This window comes from Paenibacillus sp. FSL H3-0286 (genome assembly GCF_045040705.1).
GTDB classification, from domain to species: Bacteria; Bacillota; Bacilli; order Paenibacillales; family Paenibacillaceae; genus Paenibacillus_AQ; species Paenibacillus_AQ odorifer.
On the sequence record NZ_CP150285.1, the window covers coordinates 5,911,631 to 5,929,371 of the forward strand.

At 48.6% G+C, this 17,741-nt stretch carries 15 protein-coding genes; 3 read left to right on the forward strand and 12 right to left on the reverse strand.

Annotated elements, in window-relative coordinates; all coding sequences use genetic code 11:
• Positions 1-89: 89 nt before the first annotated feature.
• The 5 genes from MHB37_RS26395 to MHB37_RS26415 form a co-directional block, all read right to left on the reverse strand.
• Positions 90-620: a GNAT family N-acetyltransferase gene (locus MHB37_RS26395; protein ID WP_076179672.1), complete on the reverse strand. Its 531-nt coding sequence runs from the start codon at positions 618-620 to the stop codon at positions 90-92.
• 142 nt (positions 621-762) lie between these two features.
• Positions 763-1,203, reverse strand: a complete 441-nt coding sequence (locus MHB37_RS26400; protein WP_405168688.1) for a hypothetical protein — start codon at positions 1,201-1,203, stop codon at positions 763-765.
• Complete coding sequence (locus MHB37_RS26405) at positions 1,184-1,486, reverse strand: hypothetical protein (protein ID WP_051491084.1); 303 nt, start codon at positions 1,484-1,486, stop codon at positions 1,184-1,186. Before MHB37_RS26405 ends, MHB37_RS26400 begins: the two co-directional genes overlap by 20 nt.
• Complete coding sequence (locus MHB37_RS26410; protein WP_036679724.1) at positions 1,483-1,827, reverse strand: hypothetical protein; 345 nt, start codon at positions 1,825-1,827, stop codon at positions 1,483-1,485. Before MHB37_RS26410 ends, MHB37_RS26405 begins: the two co-directional genes overlap by 4 nt.
• Before the next feature lie 24 nt (positions 1,828-1,851).
• Positions 1,852-2,139 (reverse strand): hypothetical protein, encoded by a 288-nt coding sequence (locus MHB37_RS26415; protein WP_036679726.1) that lies wholly within the window; start codon positions 2,137-2,139, stop codon positions 1,852-1,854.
• 195 nt (positions 2,140-2,334) lie between these two features.
• Between MHB37_RS26415 and MHB37_RS26420 the strand changes: the two genes are divergently transcribed.
• Positions 2,335-2,850 (forward strand): GNAT family N-acetyltransferase, encoded by a 516-nt coding sequence (locus MHB37_RS26420; protein ID WP_076195275.1) that lies wholly within the window; start codon positions 2,335-2,337, stop codon positions 2,848-2,850.
• Positions 2,851-2,915: 65 nt separating this feature from the next.
• On the opposite strand, the gene MHB37_RS26425 is transcribed toward MHB37_RS26420, so the two are convergent.
• The 5 genes from MHB37_RS26425 to MHB37_RS26445 form a co-directional block, all read right to left on the reverse strand.
• Entirely contained in the window at positions 2,916-3,647 is a 732-nt protein-coding gene (locus MHB37_RS26425) for a sugar phosphate nucleotidyltransferase (RefSeq protein ID WP_076130445.1), read from the reverse strand.
• Positions 3,648-3,694: 47 nt separating this feature from the next.
• On the reverse strand, positions 3,695-4,432 hold the full coding sequence (locus tag MHB37_RS26430) for a glycosyltransferase family 2 protein (protein WP_076142551.1): 738 nt from the start codon (positions 4,430-4,432) through the stop codon (positions 3,695-3,697).
• Positions 4,429-5,349 carry a glycosyltransferase gene (locus MHB37_RS26435; RefSeq protein ID WP_111505479.1) on the reverse strand — a complete coding sequence of 307 codons (921 nt, stop codon included), beginning with the start codon at positions 5,347-5,349 and terminating at the stop codon, positions 4,429-4,431. The genes MHB37_RS26430 and MHB37_RS26435 overlap by 4 nt, the downstream gene beginning before the upstream one ends.
• Positions 5,346-6,188 carry a glycosyltransferase gene (locus MHB37_RS26440; protein ID WP_254848867.1) on the reverse strand — a complete coding sequence of 281 codons (843 nt, stop codon included), beginning with the start codon at positions 6,186-6,188 and terminating at the stop codon, positions 5,346-5,348. The genes MHB37_RS26435 and MHB37_RS26440 overlap by 4 nt, the downstream gene beginning before the upstream one ends.
• Before the next feature lie 715 nt (positions 6,189-6,903).
• Positions 6,904-11,592 carry a WIAG-tail domain gene (locus tag MHB37_RS26445; protein WP_405168689.1) on the reverse strand — a complete coding sequence of 1,563 codons (4,689 nt, stop codon included), beginning with the start codon at positions 11,590-11,592 and terminating at the stop codon, positions 6,904-6,906.
• A 217-nt stretch (positions 11,593-11,809) separates the two neighbouring features.
• On the opposite strand from MHB37_RS26445, the gene MHB37_RS26450 reads away from it, so the two are divergent.
• Together MHB37_RS26450 and asd are read left to right on the forward strand one after the other, a co-directional pair.
• Positions 11,810-12,904 (forward strand): YheC/YheD family protein, encoded by a 1,095-nt coding sequence (locus tag MHB37_RS26450; RefSeq protein ID WP_405168690.1) that lies wholly within the window; start codon positions 11,810-11,812, stop codon positions 12,902-12,904.
• A gap of 86 nt (positions 12,905-12,990) precedes the next feature.
• The gene (asd, locus tag MHB37_RS26455) at positions 12,991-13,782 is read left to right on the forward strand and encodes an archaetidylserine decarboxylase (RefSeq protein ID WP_341164518.1); all 792 of its coding nucleotides are present in this window, start codon (positions 12,991-12,993) and stop codon (positions 13,780-13,782) included.
• A 1,542-nt stretch (positions 13,783-15,324) separates the two neighbouring features.
• On the opposite strand, the gene gpmA is transcribed toward asd, so the two are convergent.
• Both gpmA and MHB37_RS26465 read right to left on the reverse strand, forming a co-directional pair.
• Positions 15,325-16,068, reverse strand: coding sequence for a 2,3-diphosphoglycerate-dependent phosphoglycerate mutase (gene gpmA / locus MHB37_RS26460; protein ID WP_076141983.1), 744 nt, complete (start codon positions 16,066-16,068; stop codon positions 15,325-15,327).
• Between the two features lie 779 nt (positions 16,069-16,847).
• Positions 16,848-17,633, reverse strand: coding sequence for an AraC family transcriptional regulator (locus MHB37_RS26465; RefSeq protein ID WP_036679782.1), 786 nt, complete (start codon positions 17,631-17,633; stop codon positions 16,848-16,850).
• Positions 17,634-17,741: the final 108 nt, after the last annotated feature.

A 17,741-nucleotide genomic window follows, 5' to 3' on the forward strand; every position in this document is an offset into this window, starting at 1 on the left:
TTTAGAGAAAGGTGTTATTTTCACGAAAAAAGAGGATATCCCAGCAGCCATTTGATGGCTCTGAGATATCCTCTGGTTCTCTTGCTATGTTAAGCTTCCGAATTTCCGTGCTTTTCTAGAACCTTCTCGAACACCGGAAAATTAGCGGTGCGCCCCGGAAAAGTTACTTCACCCCTGCGATCATAACCTAACTTGGGATATAGGGCGAGTGCCCCAGTGTTCTTAGCATATGTATCCAGACGGATACTGGAATAACCATTCTGGCGAGCATATTCTTCTGCATAAGTGCTAAGACGGCGCGCAATTCCCTTCCCTTGCACTTCGGGATGCACAGCCAATCTATGCATAATTAAATGAGGCCCTTGCGTTTCTGTCCAGTCAATCTTCCCATACTGCTCGGATTGGTGCTCGTCCAACACTAGAATGCCGGCCACCGCATTGTTCTCCTCACATACCCATAGATTGCCACGTTCAATATCAAGGGAGATGATCTCCCGGTTCGGATAATGCTCGTCCCACTGATCGCTGCCACCTGCTTGCATCACCTGTACGCATTTGGCAATCAGCTCCATAATTTCATCAATCTCATCTTTGCGTGCTCTGCGAATCTCAGTACCCATGAATCATCCCTGCCTTCATCTTAACCTCATATTATTTTCACTTTCATTATGAAGTTTATCACATCGGCAACGCAGCAAACCAGTCCGCACGAAAACCCCAAGACCCGCTCACGGGCGGAGCGGATCTTGTCATCTGTGTCTCCTAGCTGAATTCCAGCTTATGCCCGTCCTCGAAGCCCTTGGCGAAACCGGCGTCGAACCCCACGTTGTATGCTTCGGTGTAGCCCTGTTGAAAGGCGTCTGCCGGAGGCGTTTCCGGCGAAACGCCCAGCTCCGGGGGGAGCGGAATTACCTGTGGAGCAGGCGGAGCCTCGCTCACGGGTACCACAATCACCGGTGGCTGCGCAACCCTTACTTTACGAACAAGCTTGCGACGAAGTCTTCTTTTCTTGCGTAGCAATAGGCCTTTCTTTGACTTCCCATAACGAGCAGTTTTCCGGGCAAGAACTCTGCGGGATTTACGGGCTAGCCCTTTACGAACTTTTGCTCTCCGCGAGAGCAGCAATGTGCGTCTACGGGTTCTGCCTGAACGTAGCGTTCTGCGGCTTTTTTTCTTCATGCTTCTATTCCTCCTGTGCTCCATGTTCTCTGGAGGTTCCTACGGCGTATGCCTTGCTCAGCCATGGCGCAGCAGGAATTCCCCGTTTAGGACGATGTAGTGAAATCCCGGACATCATCCGGCACATCGCACTCTGATACCCACTTAAAATCCTGATATTGTCGCTCAATTTGCGGGCCGTCAACTCAGATTGCTCCGTCAATTCGGCGATGCTCTCCAAGATGGCCGCCAAAGCAGCCTGACTGCGCGAAATGGAGCGAATCATCTCCAGCTTGACGGCATGTTCAGAGAGACGGTCCCCGCTCATTTGCTGTCTTCTCCAAAACTAAAGCCATCACCTGACATGTCTCCAAAACCTTCCCCGCCACCATCGTCTTCACCACTGCCCAGCACTGCTTTTAAATTGCTGTAGAGTCCGTTCTCCAGTTTGGTCAGCCCTTCGACCATCTCCACGATGACCTCGTGTATAGAGAGGGACTCCTTCAGTTGCTCACTGTGGGAATCAAAGGCTCTAGCGTGGATATGATGCTGTGCCCACTGCTTTACCTTTTCAGCTTCAACCGCCTTAGCTTCCAGAATCAACGCAACGTTCCACTGGATGGCGGCGGTGGACTCCAGCATTTGCAGATAAGCCTTTTCTCTGCTCATCTTCCGCCTCCTGCTCCTATAGCGTTACTCTTCTTCTTGACCGTTCAATTCCTTAATCACTCTGCCTACCCCATCAGCCATCGCTTCTTCCAGATCTGCAAGTGCATTCAAGTAAGCAATAATATTCTTGTTTACCTGAGTTGAGCTTTCGATCATCCCGCTGATCCCATCAAAATCAGGCTCCGCATCTGGCAGATCGTGGACAATTTGCGACATACGGACAGCCACATGGCGCTCAGCGTCTAATATCCGCGCCATCTGTTCGTGCGTATGGGCCATGTGCTGCAGGACTTTAGTTATTTTACTCTGCACCTTCATGTCTCCTTTGCTCAAACGCCCTGCTACAGCATATGCGGCAGGAGCCGGGACGGTGCCGGGATCCTCGACAAGTTAAGGCTCTATTCGTGACTGGAATGACATAAAAATTACGTTATTGCTAAGTACATTTAAAAGGATTAAAATGTGAAATGCACAATCCTGAGTTTACCAAAGGTTGGTGGGGAATATATGAAGCTTGAAAGCAAGCGTATCGATCTAATACCTTTAACTGCCCCAGAGCTCACGCTAGCAATAGATAACTATTCGGAGCTACAGCAGCAATTAGGCTTAGCTGCCATCAGTGCGGCGCTTGATGATGAAATGCAATATGCTATGCAGATCAGGCTAAAAAAGGTGCAGCAGGACCCCGACCATTACCTATGGTTAACGAACTGGGCCATCGTTCATCGGGAAGATCAATGTATTATAGGATTCATTATCCTTAAAGGTTACCCGAATGAGAAAGGCGAGGTTATTCTAGGGTATGGGATTGATGAGAAATATAGAAGAAAAGGGTATGCAACAGAGGCACTACACACAATTAATGCATGGATCTTCTCCCATCCCCAAGCTGTCTATGTAATCGCTGACACTGAAAAAGATAATACAGCCTCCCACAAAGTATTGGAGCGTCTAGGCTCTGAGAGATACAAAGAAACTGAGGATTTAATCTGGTGGAGGATTTCTAACCCCCGAGCTCTCTGAGTAACGTGTGATTTCAAAGCCCTTGCGGCTATCTATAGCAGGATTACAACAAAAAAAGCACTGCCTTATGGCAGTGCATCTTTTAACTTTTCCCCCGCCTCGTGCAAAGACTGGAACGTCCCCGCATCACTCCACCAATCCTTAAGCACATCATAACTAAGTCTGCGATCAGCGGCGTATATATTATTTACATCGGTAATCTCCAGCTCCCCCCTCTTGGAAGGCGATACCCGCCGGATGATATCAAATACAGCTTCATCGTACATATAAATACCAGTTACACAATAATTGGTCTTCGGATGCTCAGGCTTTTCTTCGATATAAGCAATCCATGCCGCATCTTGACTATCAAACACAGGTACACCGTATCTGCGCGCGTCCTCCACCGGCTTCAGCAACACCTTTGCAGTGCCCGCCGGCTGACGAAGATAACTCTCCACATAAGGCTTCAGATCATCCATAAAAAGATTATCCCCGAGCAATACAACAAATCGTTCCCCTGGGAAAATGAACCCTTCTGCTAAATCAAGCGCCTCGGCAATGCCTCCGGCAGCTTCCTGAATTTTATAGGTCAGAGATACACCAAATGCAGCACCGCTGCCTAAAAAATCCGTGTACAGGCCAGCAGACTGCTTGCTTATGACCAGAAGAATGTCGGTAATTCCTCCCCGGCGAAGCCGGTCTATGCCGTAACAGACCATAGGATATTTGCCGACCGGAAGCAAATGTTTGTTCATAAGCCGGGTCAGCGGTTGAAGTCTAGATCCTGTTCCGCCCGCCAGTATGACTCCTTTCACTTACTTTCCTCCTCTTTATCTACGTCCTTTGCCTTCGGATCTGCACTTCATATAAAATTAATAGGATCTACATTCCATTTATCTATAAAGATCTTGCGATTTCGTTCCACCAGTTCTTGCAGTCCGGTATTGTAAACTTGCTTGAAACTTGCACTTCCTTCATGGTGCACCAAGCAATCTCCGGCGATAAGCAGCCGATATCCCTTTATCCTGGCGCGATAACAATAATCATCATCTTCGTAATGTCCAGGTGAGAATCTCTCATCCAGTAGACCTACGGAAGTTAGCAGCTCTCTTTTGAATAAAAAACATAATCCTACCAGCCGTCTCGTCTCCAGCCATTTCTGGGGATTTGGAAGGTTCGCCCTCTCAGCAGCCTGATGAAAACCTATCAGACCTTCATAATCGGTCTTCACCTGTTGACGTCCACTGGCATAGTTTGTGACTGGTCCAACAATACCTACATCAGGAGCACTATATAGAGCCCTCTTCAGATTAGTTAACCATCCTTGAGACACCACTACATCGTTATTCAGCAGCAGGACTTCATCACCTGACGCTAGCTGTAGCCCCAAATTGCATGCAGTTGGAAAGCCGCGATTGTCTGGCAATGAAATAAACGTTATATGATTCGCACGGCAATAGGTGTCTGTTCCGTCCGTTGAAGCATTGTCCACTACGATAATCTCATAAGGCGGCGGAGTGTAGGCACGAATAGATTCCACACAGGCCCGCAGCAAGGGCAGCGCATTGTAGGTTGGAATAATAATACTCGTCAGCGTCATATCCGATTCCTCCAAGCGGCTACCTGTCTGCGGTACTCACGCTGTGTTTCACTACTTAGCAGACCACCAGCTTTTCGCCGGGAAAGAACCTCATGTAGAGCCTCAGCATGATCTCCTATGATCAGTTTTTCCACAGCATTTCCAACCCCTGTATTTGCCTTGCGCAGCCGATTATGTTTAATAACATTTACCGTTCCTACCTTCTCCACCCGTAACTTTTCTAATACAGAGCGAGCTTGGGCTTTAGGTGGAACCATTAATTCACGGTAGCCTATGGTCTCAAGCGCATGCCGCGAAAGCGCATGAGGAACAGCTGTCATAGAGCTAACCCCGAGATCGTACCTATCCAGAGCATAATTCAGAAACAGTTTGCTGCGGGTGACATCATCACATAATCCAAAGGAAGGCATCAGTGAGTCTAAATCATTAAGAGCTACATCAATTCCGCGATCTACAGCCGCCGTGAATGAAACGAGCTGAGAGGCCGGAATGACCATATCTCCATCCAGAAAAAGCAATATATCCCCGCGACTCAGCTTTGCACCGATAGCCCGGCCCACATCATGTCCGACAGACTCTGGGCAGTGTACTACAATGGCTTGACGATGTTGTCTAGAAATAGGAAAAGAGTTATCACTGCAGCCATTAAGTACGACGATAATTTCTGCAGGTTCAAGCCGTGCAACCTGATGCAGCAGACGGGACAAGGTCTGCTCCTCATTACGCGCGGAGATAATGACTGACAAAGTCCCACGTAACTTCGGTAATTTCAGAGTCTCCTTGCCTGCCTTCGATTGCCGAGACAGAAGCGGGCGAGCAGCAGCGTTGGCTTTTACAGAGCGATTGGCTGACCTGTGACGGATTGGGCGTTTCTTTGCCGTTCGAGCTGCTGTGCCTCGTAAAGTTGCAACCATCATCTCACCATCTCTCTGCGCCGGGCTCCGTCGCCAAAGCCCGCTCTGTTCCCCCGATGTTCCAGCAAGAGGGATACAGCCTCCATATGATCCGCTGTAATCAACTGCTGCAATGGATCTATGCCGTCTTCCTTGCGTCTCACCGCATTTAACTTCCCTACAGGTACTTTGTGAGCGGCTACCACTTGCAGTCCACTAAGAATTGCCTGGGCATGCGCCAGTGGAGGACGTGATAATGAATCGCTCCCTAAAATATCAAGTGCTCTGCGGCTGATTGCGTGCGGAACTGCCGTCATCGAACATCCCTTCAGATCTGGACGGCCAAGCAGAATATTCAGTGCATGTTTAGACAGCACCACCGGATGGGGGGACAGCTTCCGGACCGGACCGGAATAATCATTAAGCGCTATGTCCACTCCACCACTAACAGCAGTGACGTAAGGACGCAGCCCCGAAGCAGGTATCACCAAATCTCCATCTGTAAACAATAGGATTTCTCCCTTGGCTGCCTCAGCTCCCACACTACGGCCAGCGTCGTGTCCAAGCGGCAACTCATAGGAAATAACACGCGCACCTAGCGATTGTGCAATCCCTGCCGTTTGATCAGTGGATCCATTCACGACCACAATTACCTCGCAGCGCGGATGGACCCCTCTGGCTCCAGATATCACTCCCGCAATGGTCTGAGCTTCATTCATGGCTGGAATAATAACCGAAACATAGGGATTAGGATGGTTAACTATAGGGACTACAGCGACTTGCCGCACTGGGCGTGAAGTCCGCCGCTTCATCCGAGAGACCCGCCGCCCTGTGCGGCGGGCAGAAGTTCGTTTGGGCTTCATGCTCATCCACCTTCCTTACAGAGCCAATTCTTCAGGCTGAGGGTTACATCACAGTTTATGTACTATAACGCACAGGGTAACGGCAATTGTCTCCTGTCGTTCTGAAAACAGGACAAATGTACTCCCCACCAAACTTCGGCTTAGATACATTGCGCATAGCCAGCTGCTGCGGACACAACCTGCGGCGGTAACGAACGCAGTAACGCAGCAGGGGGATTAGGTTAGGACGCTATCGGACACAGCCGAATCCGCATCAGGTAATTGTACTTTAGCGCTATCGGACACAACCGAATCCACAACGGATGATTATACTTTTGCACTATCGGACACAACCGAATCCACAGCGGATGATTATACTTCAGCGCTATCGGACACAGTTGCTCCTATTCGCCGCATTATCACACTTTTAGGTTATTAACGGACTCCATAGCAGCTATTGGCATGAAAAGAACCCAATAAGGCTCTTTTTCTATACAATAGCGTCACTAGAGTCCGAAACCAGCCTCAAAAAACGATAAATCTGCAAATAACGCCATCTGGGTCCGTAGTGGCAGCGGATGTTAGACTACCAGGCTATCGGACAGATCCGCAGCCACAGCGAATAATTAGAACCCGGCGATGCTGACAAGTACCGTTCCCCACCAAAAAAACAGAGCAGCGATCTCCAATAAGGAGATTCGCTGCTCTGCTGTTTTTAAGAGGAATTGCTTAAGGTTCAATCAAATACGCGATCATCCGCTGCCGGTTTAGCTAAAGGAGCGCCTATAGCAATCCAAGAGATGACCCCATAGAAATGCGGAGTTTCGCGCAACCGCACCACTTGAATCACTGCTTCTCCATTGGCTCTGCTCTTTAAGGAAGCATAGAAGTAAGGCTGATTGGTCATGGCAACAAGCACATAACCCGTATGCCCAAAGCTCTCATCAAACGATACGGTCACCTCTACACTCTCAGCATCCCCATTGAACATAAATGCTGTCATTCCAAACTGCTGTAGTGCTTCTCGCTTCCCAGCTGTCTGAATCGGACTGAAGGACAGATGATCTGTATTTACAGAGTTCGGTGCCAGATGAGTCCCGTTTACTGCACCTGGGGAAATATGATATTCCTGAACACTTTCTTCTTCCAGATGGCGGGCTTGAATCGCAAACGAAGAGATTTTGGATGCTACTACCGCTTCATCCTGAAGCTCTGTTGTCCCTACTGCACCTTCTGTCAGATGAGCGGACTCGATACTGCCTTCCTTCAGCTTAGCTCCGTTGATACTGCCATCCGGGAGCAGGGCTGAGCTGCGTGTTTCATCTGCAAGATGTTCTAATTTGATGATGCCAGGCTGCAAATGCCGATCTGCCACGATCTTGTCAGCAAGATGCTCTCCGTAAACACTCCATGGTTGTAAATGTGAAGAACTCACGGAGCCTTCAGCGAGTTTTTCTTCCGTAATGCTGCCATCCGGCAACAAATCCGCACTGCGTACCTCTTCTGCCAAATGCTTCAGCGTGATGCTGTCCGATCGAATATGGCGGCCATCCACCGCATCCCCGGCCAAATGACCTCCAGAGACGCTGCCTTGGGCCAAATGGAAAGACTGGATCGTCCCGACTTCAATCTTCTCCCCTGTAATACTGCCTTCCGGCAATAAATCAGCGCTGCGCACTTCTTCTGCCAAATGATTCAGAGTAATGCTTCCAGCACGGATATGGCGGCTATCTACCGCATTCCCCCCTAAGTGTCCCCCATAGACACTGCCAGGAGCCAAATGGTAGGCAGTAATAGATCCACCCTCCAACTTTTTACCGGTAATGCTGCCATCCGGCAGTAACTCGGAGCTGCGTACCTCTTCCGCTAGATGTGCTAGCTTGATCTCACCTTTTCCAATATGGAGACCTTCTACTGCAGACGGACTCAGATGAGTTCTATCCACACTGCCAGGCACTAGATGAATTGCTTCTACGGAGGCTTCCGCCAGCTTCTCCCCAGTAATGCTTCCGTCTGGCAGCAGCTCGGAGCTGCGTACCTCATCCGCCAGATGCGCTAGCTTGATCTCACCTTTTCCAATATGGCGTCCTTCTATTGCAGACGGACTCAGATGAGTTCCCTCCACGCTTTCAGGTACAAGGTGATTTGAATTTATGGATGCTTCCGCCAGTTTCTCCCCAGTAATGCTACCGTCTGGCAGCAAATTGGAGCTGCGTGTTTCTTCGGCCAAATGAGCCAGCGTGATCTCACCATATCGGATATGACGTCCTTCTATCGTGTCCGGACTCAAATGACTGCCATCTACGCTTCCAGGCACCAGATGATTAGAATTTACGGATTCTTCCGCCAACTTCTCCCGAGTGATGCTACCGTCTGGCAGCAAGTCAGCGCTACGTGTTTCTTCGGCCAGATGAGCTAACGTAATCTCACCTTTTCCAATATGGCGTCCTTCGACAGAACCTGAGCTTAGATGAACGCCTTCCACACTGCCAGGTACTAGATGATTTGAATTTACGGAAGCATGTGCCAGCTTTACTCCAGAAATACTACCGTCTGGCAGCAATTTAGAGCTGCGTGTTTCTTTTGCCAAATGAGCCAGCGTGATCTCACCGTATCGGATATGACGTCCTTCAACTGTGTCTGGGCCTAAATGGCTGCCATCCACACTGCCAGGCACTAGATGTATAGAACTTACGGATTCTTCCGCCAGCTTCTCTCTAGTAATGCTACCGTCTGGCAGCAGATCAGCGCTTCGGGTTTCATCGGCGAGATGAGCTAGGGTAATCTCACCTTTTCCAATATGACGTCCTTCGACGGAACCTGAACTCAGATGTCCGCCTTCCACACTTCCAAACACTAAATGAATAGAATCCACAGATGCTCCCGCCAGCTTCTTCCCGGTAATACTGCCTTCAGGCAGCAAGTCGGAGGTATATGCATCTGCAGCCAGATGAGCAAGCGTGACCTCACCCGGTAGGATATGTCGACCTTCTACAGAACCCGAGTTCAAATGGCTTCCGTTCACACTTCCAGGCAGGAGATGGTTGGAATCTACCGATCCTTCTGCCAGCTTCTCCCCAGTTATGCAGCCGTCTGGCAGCAACTCAGAGCTACGTACCTCTTCCGCCAGATGAGCCAGCGTGATCTCACCCGGTAGGATATGACGGCCTTCAATGGTATCGATACACAGATGGCTGCCGTCTACACTACCAGGTGAAAGATGCTGAGAATCCACGGCACCTTTTACCAGCTTAGAGCTATTAATACTGCCCTCTTGGATTTGAACTGCAGAAATAGAATTCGGAAGGATATGACCATTCCCGATAGACAACGGCCGGATATGCGCCCCACTGACACTGCCGGGATTCAAATGTCTACTTTGAACAGCACTTTCGCTTATGGTTTTCGAACTCACAGCATTTACCGACAAATGCTCCGCTTGAACTGCTGACGCCGCCAGTTTACTGGATTCTATGCTGCCGTCTGCAAGCTTAGCCGAAGTGACTGCTAAATCACTGATTTTATCCGTTGAGACACTTTCCGGTGAAAGCTTCAACGAGGTTACTGCATGATCGGCCAGATGATGAGGCTGCACGGCTCCTGCTGCCAGGTGAATTTCTCTCACCGCAGCGGAAGCCAGCTTATCTCCTGAAACTGAGCCCGATTGAATCGCAGCGGAAGTCACACTATTTTCACCAAGATGTCTTCGTTCCACGGCTCCCGTGGCCAAATGATCCTTATTTACCACAGCATCCTGCAATACACGGCCGCTCACACTGGCATCCGCCAGATGCTTTTCCTCCACTGTACAAAAAGCGATATGTTCACCACTGACTACTTCACGCGCAATCGTGCTGCCAATCACTGCACCCGCTGCCAGCTTAGCTGCATTTACACTTCCATCTGCCAACTTGGCTGAAGTAACGCTCTGTGCACGTAGATGCTCCCCACCCACAGATTCTGAAGCCAGCTGTTCTCCAGTCACAGCACCGGAAGATAAATGTTGAGTCTGAATAGCTTCTTCCTTGAGCTGCTCCGAGCCGACCGCTTCCGCAGCTATATGCGAATGATTCACTGCTTCGCGTTCCAGATGAATAGAAGTTATGGCTTGCATAGCAATTTGCGGTCCGCGAATGGCGGATTTAGCAATATGTCTTGTGGTCACTGCTTCGTCTGCCAGCTTATGTGGGAGAATGCTTTGGTCAGCAATTTTGGACGAGGTTACCGCTTGCTCCACTAACTGTGCAGTCCCTACTGCACCCTCAGCCAGCTTTAAAAAAGAGATGCTGCGGTCAGCCAAATGCCGACTCGATATTTCGCCATCACCGATATGATTACCATTCACACTTTCTGGGCTTAAATGGATGCTTCTCACGACATCTGCACCAAGTTGCTTGGAGCCTATGGCTCCATCAGCTAAATGTCCGCCTTCGATAATACCCGTCTGCAGCTGTTCCTTACCGATCAATTTGCTGGCAAGCTGATCAGAACCAATCGCTCCCGGGGCCAGATGTCTGGCGGTTATCAAAGCGTCGCTAAGATGGCGGCCTTCAATGACAGCATCCGCTAGCTTTGAGCTGCTGATTTCACCATCAGCAATTTTATCGCCAGATACCGCTGCATCGGCCAGCTTGGAACGGTCAACACTGCCGTTTGCCAGGTGGCGGCTTGTGATGCTGCTGCTTCCTATTTTGTCACTAGTAACGGCTCCATCTTCCAGTAAATCCGCAGTAATAATCAAATCGCTTAAATGGCGGCTCTCAATAGCTTTATCTGCAATTTGACCGCCGCCTATAATCCGATCAGCCAGCTTCTCTGGACTAATACTGCCATTTTTCAGCTTCTCTCCACTGATCGAATGATCCAGCAGCTTACCGCCACTAACGCTTCCTTCTGCTAAATGCTCGCCCACTATCGATTCTGGTGCGATTTTTGCAGAAGTGACTGCCTTGTCCGCGATATTGATACTCTGTACAGCGTAATCTTGCAGCCAAGGTGTACCAATAATGCCGAACTTTAGCTTAGAACCGTCAATGGTACGTGGAGCGATTTTGGCTCCGGTCACCGCTGCATCCGAAAGATCATCTGTATAAACGGGCTGAAAACGTTCTTTCTCTGGAGGAGCGAACCATACGGTTTCAGGAAGATTATCCGCCTGTTTCTGAAGCTGCGCTTCCTCTATAAGCTCCGGCTCCAATTGTAGAACTGGAGCAGAAGTTGGCTCCTCTAGAACGACTTCAGCTATTGCTCCCCCACTTACCTGAACTTCCGCGATCTCTGCTTCACTGACTCCGTCACTGTTATTCCCCGAGCTTCTAGAGCTGCTTTTGGTATCCAGCATACTCAGTTCCTCTTTATTGGGATTATCTACAAAATAGAGTCGTTTCTGTGGACTGCGCGGCTGCTTTTTTTTGGAACCCCTCACAAGCAGTCTCCTCCTTCCATCTAATGTTTCTCCTAGGCATCATATGCAGCGGTATGGGCTTATGACACCCTTTTGCGATGAGGCCTTCATAAGATTATGTATAAAAAAAGGCATCTGCCTTCGCGCATTCGTCCACCCTGACACGCGGGTACAAACATACTATGACAAGAGTAGAAAAAGCAGGGATCATGTAACCGATGAAACAGGAGGAACAAACATGGGGCATAAGCTCATTGGAATATTACTAAATGCCGATATGCACCGGGGCGTTCCCCGGCTAAAAACAGGACAGGAGTCTCTATCCAACTATGAAGAGGCCGCGGCGGCATACGGTTTAGTCCCTTGCTTCCTGAAGCTCGCGGACATCGATACGGACACAGGCTTTAGTGCCGCCTATATAAAGGGAGTTAATGGATATAAAAGCGTAGTTGTTCCTACGCCTGCTGTTATCCATAACCGGGCAATATACAGCAAAAACAGCCCTGGGATGCAGCGTCTGCTGAAGCACTATCCCCTGATTTTCAATACATGTAATCGATACGGCAAAGATGAGATCCATCAGCTGCTTGAAAAAAATACGGAGCTTCGCGAATATTTACCCGTAACAACGAGAGTCTCAGGCCTAAAAGAAATGATGAATCTTTATCCCGATCTCATTCTTAAACCTTGCCGGGGAAGTATAGGGAATGGGGTCATGCGGCTGGTCCGCAAGGGAGCTCAGCGTTGGACCTTGAGCTACCTCTCCCCTTCGATGCAGCGCTGGAGAAGTATTCCCGTCAATCAGGCGGCGTTGCCACAAGCGCTCCGCGCACGCCTAACCTCCGTGCCTTATCTTGTACAAGAACGTATTCCCCTTGCTGAGATTGGAGGACGTCCCTTTGATCTACGCGTCACCGTTCAGCGCGGCTGGGGAGGAGATTGGCAGGTCACTGGGCTCTTCGCCAAACTGGCTGCCCCAGGGGGCTTTGTCTCCAATATAGCCCGCGGAGGAGAAGCGTTAAGCTCCTCCCTCGCGCTCGAAAAGGCCTTTTCAAGATCCACAGCGGCCCACATCCGTATGTCTGTCGAAATACTTAGCCTTGCAATCGCACGGTGTCTGGAGCAAGACCTTCCCGGACTGGCCGATATCGGACTGGATATAGGCATTACTAAGGACGGACGACTCTTCTTCATAGAATGTAACGGTCGTGACCAACGCTACGGATTTCATAAAGCCGGCCTTACGGAAATTTGGAAAGACAGCTATCGCAGACCTATGGGATACGCGCGTTTTTTAATAGAAACGAACAGTACGGTATATAACAGTTATTGATTTGTCTCCTATTCTATGTCAATATAATGCAGAGCAGAGACGACCCGTATACAACCGTACTGCTGCATTATGGAAGGGAGATGGGCATGGTAAAACAATTGCTACGGCTGATGACCGAGCTATCCTCACACCGGTGGATTTCACGGTTAATGGGATCTTTTTCTCATAGTAGAATCAGCCGTTTTCTTATCCCGGCATTTATTAAGACTTATCAAATCCCCTCCGCTCAAGCGGAGAAAAATCCTGGAGAATATCTCACTCTTAATGAGTTTTTCAGCCGCCGGCTGAAGCCGGGCATGCGGCCTATTGCAACCGACGCTGACGCTTTGGTTAGTCCCGTAGACGCAACGATTACTGCTATGGGTGACATTAACGCCGGTACGATTATGAATGTAAAAGGGCAGGATTATAAGATCGAGGATCTCCTTAATCACTCCCCGCATCTGGAGCTGTACAAGAAGGGTTTTTTCTTCGTTCTTTATTTGAGTCCTACCGATTATCACCGGATTCACTCTCCCCTTACCGGACAAAAGGTGGAGAGCGATTATATTCGCGGACGGGCCTATCCTGTCAACGATTTCGGAATGCGACATATGAAGGGTGTCCTGAACCGCAACGAACGTCTCATTACGTATATTGCCGGGAGTCACGGAGAAACCGCGGTAGTAAAGGTAGGCGCAATGAACGTCAGCAGTATTCGTTATACGGATGATACCGCTGCCGAGTGGCAAATAGGTGATGATCTGGCTTATTTTGAGTTTGGCTCCACCGTAGTGCTGCTCACGGAAAGCGGTACCTTTACCCCGAGACCCAAGCTTGAGGTCAACTCAAAGGTAAAAATGGGCGAACTACTGGGAACGTTGCATCGACCTTTGTAGGGAGATTTAGGCGAATTCCCAGAAAAATTAGAGGGTGCCTCAAAAGCCATGAAATGGCTGCTGGGGTGCCCTCTAATTTTTGGGACTTCGTGTGGAGCACAGTTGCGGACGCGAACGCTCTAGCTATCGTCTAACCATCGTGTACCAATCGTCCAGCTATCATCTACCTATCGCTAGCCAACGTATACATATCGTCTAGCCAACGTACACCTATCGCTAGCTATCAGACCCAGCTGACCTTATACGCGGATTTTTGACACATTTGCAATTCTATCGGACTCCACCGCAGCTATTGGCATCAAAAACGCCTTATTAGAGTCGATTCTTAGGCAATAGCGACACTGGAGTCCGAAACTCCGCTCAAATGGCGATAAATGGGCAAATAGCGGCGGCTGAGTCCGTAAGCATTTGCAGAGCTTTGGTGGAGGTTGGTCTAGCGTTAGTTGAGGGCTAGTCGAGAGCTGGAGGAAGGTGGTCGAGCGTTAGTTGAGGGCTGGTCAAGAGTTGGTCGAGAATCAACGGAAAGTTGGTGAAAGGTTAGCCTCAGCGCTATCGGACCCAGATGACCTTATACGCGGCTTTTTCACACATTTGTAATTCTATCGGACTCCACCGCAGCTATTGGCATGAAAAACGCCATAATAGAATCGATTCTTGGGCAATAGCGACGCTGGAGTCCGAAACTCCGCTCAAATAGCGATAAATGGGCAAATAACGGCTGCTGAGTCCGTAAGCATTTGCAGAGCGTTGGTGGAGGTTGGTCGAAAGTTAGTTGAGGGCTAGTCGAGAGCTGGTGGAAGGTGGTCGAGCGTTAGTTGAGGGCTGGTCGAGAGTTGGTCGAGAATCAACGGAAAGTTGGTGAAAGGTTAGCCTCAGCGCTATCGGACCCAGATGACCTTATACGCGGCTTTTTCACACATTTGCAATTCTATCGGACTCCACCGCAGCTATTGGCATGAAAAACGCCATATTAGAGTCGATTCTTGGGAAATAGCGACGCTGGAGTCCGAAACTCCGCTCAAATGGCGATAAATGGGCAAATAGCGGCTGCTGAGTCCGTAAGCATTTGCAGAGCGTTGGTGGAGGTTGGTCGAAAGTTAGTTAAGGGCTGGCCGAGAGAAAGTTAAGGACTAGTCGAGCGTTAGTGGAAGGCTGGTGGAGCATTGGTCAGGATCTACGGAGAGTTGGTGGAACGTTAGCATTCAACGCTATCGGACCCAGCTGACCTTAAACGCGCCATTTTCGCACATTTGATTGGTCACAAACACACTAATAACAAAAAGGACAGCCCCAAGGCTGTCCTTTTATCTTTTCATGTAACCCACCTATTACACCTGTTGCGCCTATTTAACCTACTACACCTGTTATGCTTATTCAACCTGCTACGCCCTAATATGCTTATTACACCTAATACGCCTGTTACGCTTATATAACCTATTACACCTGTTGCGCTTATTTAACCTTTACGCCCCGTTTTGCTTATTACTGTACACCCGTCATACTCAATACACCTGCTACGCCTATACGCTTATTACACGCCAATTACACATGTCCCTGCTTAGCAACATCAAGCGCCTTGGCCGCTACCTGTTCCGGATCGCCTAGATAAAAGCGACTGATAGGATTCATGTCCTCATCCAGTTTGTACACGAGTGGTACTCCAGTAGGGATATTGAGCTCCAGTAATGCCGCTTCATCAATATCCTCCATAAATTTAATCAATGCACGCAGCGTATTGCCGTGGGCTGAGATAAGCACCCGTTCTTTTTTACGCAAAAGAGGTACGATCCGGTTTCCCCAGAAATCGCCTACACGATGTACAGTGTCCTCCAGGCTCTCTCCACGCGGGATATCTCCCGGACGAACACTGCTGTAGCGAATATCGTTTCTGGCATATCTAGGATCATCAAGCTCCAGCAACGGGGGTCTCACCGATAAACTCCGCCGCCAGATATGCAGTTGCTCATCTCCATATTTTAGTGCTGTCTCGCTTTTACTTAATCCCTGCAATGCCCCGTAATGGCGCTCATTCAATTTCCAAGACTTTTGCACGGGAATCCACAGCAAATCCATCTCATCCAGTACATAGTTAAGAGTTTTAATCGAGCGTCTGAGTACCGAAGCAAAAGCCAGATCAAATGTATACCCAGCGTCCTTCAACAGCTTACCAGCAGTCTTTGCCTCTTGGATACCCTTCTCAGTTAAATCCGGGTCACTCCAGCCTGTGAACAAATTCTGTACATTGTACTGGCTCTCACCATGACGTATAAGTACGATTTCGTACATTTTCTCTCTCTCCTTCCAACTATGAACCTTATATATTCTACCGACGAACAACATTATGCGAAACGTATCGCAGAAAGCTCTCACCTTAGTAATAACCCAATCGTAGAAATAAATATCTACCGCTACCTCATAGTTAGGCCAATTAAACATCCTCAAAGGTACGTGAATGAGGCGTGCATGGAGCGTGAATGGTGTGTGGATATTGCGGTAAATGAGCGTACGCTTCATTGCAGAATGTGCAACAGAAAATCTTAACTATCACTTGAAGATACATTACATTGTACTTCGTGCAATAGATTATCGTGAAAATCTCTAGAAAGGCTGTTTCTCCTGAATTTGAATGTAAGATGTGCTTCAGAATTCAAATTCGACTGCTATTAGAGTCAATCTATTGTACAAAATACAACGTGAGGCACGATGAAATGCCCATCAGTTACTCTAATCTTCGACTTAAGTTCATTATATATATCATTTTCTAACAACACAAAAAAACCGGATGCCTCACGGCTCCGGCTATTTATATTTTTAGTCATATCATGCGATTCTATGCTTGCTTGTTCAATTAGAACCAGCTATCCACGACAAAAGCATTCGCCTGCTTTAACCGTTTTAAGCGGTTTCTAAAAATACCTCCGCCTCCACTCTTACAATCCGTGTTGCAAATTCTGCGTCTGATGATCATGCCAAGAGTCTCCTTCCAAGAAGTTATGTAAATTCTCTGTAAACTAAACTGCAAAGTATTTACCCTTGGTTGAACAAACTGAAACTAAAAAAGTGAATCAGCGGATCTCAGATGGACTTTTTCCGGTATATTGCTTGAACTGGCGGCTGAAAAAGAAAATGTCACGATACCCAAGCGCATCTGCTACCTCAGTAACATTCATTCCCGCGTACAGCAGTAAATGCTGAGCACGCTCAATCCGGGCTCGGATGACATAAGACTGCACAGAAGAACCCGTAAGCTCCTTGAACTTAATTGAAAAATACCGCGGTGAAAGCCCCGCACGAGCAGCAAGATCCTCTACACGATGTGCAATCCCCGGATGCTGGCTCACATAGTTCGCTATTTCGTGAATGATTTCTGTCAAATGGTTGCTAACATAACGTTCTACTGGCTTCACACGGTCCTCCCTCAGCAGATGAATCATCAGCTGCTTCAGTACAAGCTGCCCTTCTTCTTCAGCGGCGTAAGTATCCACCAGAAATAGTCGAACGTACCTAGCAAGCAGATGTTCAAATTCAACGGTTTCTGTAAGCTCACGATAGGGCAGCGGAATATCCGTCACCTCTTCGGAGACATCAAAATGAATATATGTAAGTACAAGTGGCTTTTGCGGATTATGTGTAGCACTTGTATGGTCACCCGGACGAAAAAGGAAGCAGCTTCCCTTACCTACTTGAAAGGGTTCATCGTTACGCACAACCGTCCCTTCCCCGCTCCATACATAAAATAAATCATAATTTTGCAGCGACTTCTCTCTTTTTTGCCATTTCCAGCCCGGCTCGCATACAATCTTAGCCAGAGCCGGCAAAATAACAAAAGAGGACGGCGATGCATGCAGCATAACGTTCCCTCCTAAAAGTTTTGTTAGCATAACCTACTTTAAACCTCTTCGCAAAACTCGCTTCGTAAGCATTCGCTTTGTTTTGTTAGCAAAACTCGCTTCGTAAGC